This is a genomic window from Flavobacterium sp. (assembly GCF_027531905.1).
Classification (GTDB): domain Bacteria; phylum Bacteroidota; class Bacteroidia; order Flavobacteriales; family Flavobacteriaceae; genus Flavobacterium.
In genome coordinates this window covers 1-2,619 of sequence record NZ_JAPZSU010000029.1, presented here as the reverse complement: position 1 = coordinate 2,619, position 2,619 = coordinate 1, and the positions used below count along the sequence as shown (strand labels likewise).

Sequence of the window (2,619 nt, the reverse complement as noted above, 5' to 3'; positions counted from 1 at the left end):
TTGCGAGTTCAATTTCACGCAAAGGCGCAAAGACGCAAAGTGAATTAAGTACTTTGACTATTTGGTATGAGTTACGGACAGTCATAAATCAGTTTTTCACTATTTTTAAGCTTGATTCATTCTTTTCTTTGCGACTCTGCGTCTTTGCGAGTTCAATTTCACGCAAAGGCGCAAAGACGCAAAGTGAATTAAGTACTTTGACTATTTGGTATGAGTTACGGAGAGTCATATTGTTATTTATGGTTTTAGATAATAATCCGGATCAATCAATCGGTTTCCGGTACTGTCATAAACAGCATAGTTGAAACCACTTTGAACACAATACGAACCGTATTCGCCTTTTTTGTTCAATGCAATAAAACCAACTTGAATATCTTTCAAATCCTTATTCCTGTTTTTCATCAACTTAACAACCCTCAGAACAGCTTCTTCACATGCTTTTTGTGGTGATCTTCCGTGACGCATTAATTCGACCACCAAATGGCATCCCGAAATTCGAATTACTTCTTCCCCATGACCCGTTGCAGTTGCAGCGCCAATTTCATTATCTACATACAAACCCGCACCGATGATAGGGGAGTCTCCTAAACGGCCATGCATTTTGAAAGCCATTCCGCTTGTTGTACAAGCTCCCGAGAGATTACCAGCGGCATCCAATGCGATCATTCCGATGGTGTCGTGATTTTCGATGTTAGCAATCGGCTTATATTCTGATGTTTTTAGCCATTCTTTCCATTCTCTTTCAGAATCAGGTACTAAAATATTTTCTTTTGGGAAACCTTGTGCTAAAGCAAACTGTAAGGCACCATCACCCACTAACATTACGTGAGGTGTTTTTTCCATGACGGCACGTGCTACGGAAATAGGGTGTTTAATATGTTCTAAGCAGCCTACAGCGCCAATATTGGACATTTCATCCATGATACAAGCATCCAGCGTCACGCGTCCATCTCTATCAGGGCGTCCTCCGTAACCAACACTTCTTTCTGTTGGGTCGCCTTCGGGTACTTTTACGCCTGCTTCTACAGCGTCTAGGGAACGTCCTCCTTTTTTTAAGATTTCCCACGCAGCTTCGTTGGCTTCAAGACCAAAACGCCAAGTTGAAAGTACAATAGGCTTTCTTGTTTTTGGGGCATTCATTATTGTTTCTTCTTCTCTTGATGCTATTCCTTTGAACGAACTCAATGCGACTGCTGTTGAAGCAATCATTGTTTTTTTTAGAAAATTTCTACGATTTGTCATTTCATTTCATTTAAAAGTGATTGAAAAAAGGGGAGTAGTATAGCTCGTGAACTTTTGCTTTTATAAAATAATTCAGCTTCGCAACGAAGTCAAATGTCTGTTTTGGGTTTTAACAATAAAAAAAAACACTTACAACCGGGTTTTAAATTGCCAATGTAAGCGTTTTAATCCATTAAAAAAAAAACAAATTGAATTCCAAAAGTGTTGTGTATTCGGTGCATTGGCTTTTAAAATACTGTCTAACACTTTTGAAAATCTACGGGGAAAGATTGTCACGCAGATTTTCGCAGAAAAATCAGTTAAAATCTGTAGAATCTGCGTGCTATTTTTTTTCTCTTAACTTAATGACATTGGTAGCGAACTGGCGAAGCATTTTAGATTTTGCAGCAAGTGAGTAAAAATTGGTTCTACCCTGAATTGAGTGGGTTTTACTATTTTAATAGTGTTATTACAACACAAGAAACTTCTATTTTTGAACCATTTAAGGCATTTAAGGTCATAGGAGTTTCATAAACATACCGCTCTTATTTCTTACACAACTCATCCCTACTACAACGAATTAATAGACTTACATTTATAAAATGGTACATTTTCTCAATTCTTATATGACCTTACATATTATATGGTGAAAAAAATCAACCAGAAAGAGCGCAAAGAATTACACAAAATTCACAAAGAAAAAAACTTATAGAGCTGTAAAGTTATCTACTTGTTTTAATTGATTGTAAACCAATAGGCTTTTGATTAATCATTCTTGTGATTAGATTGTCAAATATGGTTTGCTTGTGTATTGATCTGTTTAATCGATAGCTATACTCGTCTAAATACTTTTGAATATTTTGTTCATGCATCCAAGAATATGTACTTCTTAGCCATGATTTTACTTGATGTATTATTGTATTTATTTGGAAAAAATCAGAAGTATTACTTTTAATTTGTTCAATATCATATTCCCTTTTCAATGGTATATACCCAGACCATTTGTCGGTTTTTACCTTTGCTTGAGTTGATATATGACTATGAAAAATTTTACCAAGTTCATCAGAAGAGTAATCGTCAATTCTTTTGAAATATGCTCTTTTTATGCCTCCTTCATCATCAATTTCAACCGCTGCCACAATCTTCTTTTTCTTACTATCCTTGCTTCTTCCTTGCTTCAAATCTTCCTTACCGCCATAAACAAATTCATCAACATAAACAGTGCCAACAACTGGGTTCAACTCACTACTTTTCATCGCTGAACGGACTTTATGCATGAACAGCCATGCTGTTGGACGACTAATAGAATAACGTTTTGCCATCTGGGAAGAAGATAAACTTTTTGTGGTGGCACTCATTTCAAAAACAATTCCAAAAGCTTTGCGGATTCCAAATTTT

2 protein-coding genes are annotated in these 2,619 nt (G+C 36.1%); both read right to left on the bottom strand.

Annotated features, from left to right (window positions below; all coding sequences use genetic code 11):
• Nucleotides 1-237: 237 nt before the first annotated feature.
• Nucleotides 238-1,242 carry a N(4)-(beta-N-acetylglucosaminyl)-L-asparaginase gene (locus tag O9307_RS08555; RefSeq protein WP_298297758.1) on the bottom strand — a complete coding sequence of 335 codons (1,005 nt, stop codon included), beginning with the start codon at nt 1,240-1,242 and terminating at the stop codon, nt 238-240.
• Between the two features lie 701 nt (nt 1,243-1,943).
• Nucleotides 1,944-2,619, bottom strand: a 676-nt coding sequence (locus O9307_RS08550) for an IS1595 family transposase (protein WP_298297755.1), incomplete at its 5' end; no start/stop codon positions are given.

What these genes read in the sequence shown, in the direction of transcription:
- O9307_RS08555 (WP_298297758.1), bottom strand. Translation starts at nt 1,242, where the DNA reads ATGACAAATCGTAGAAATTTTCTAAAAAAAACAATGATTGCTTCAACA.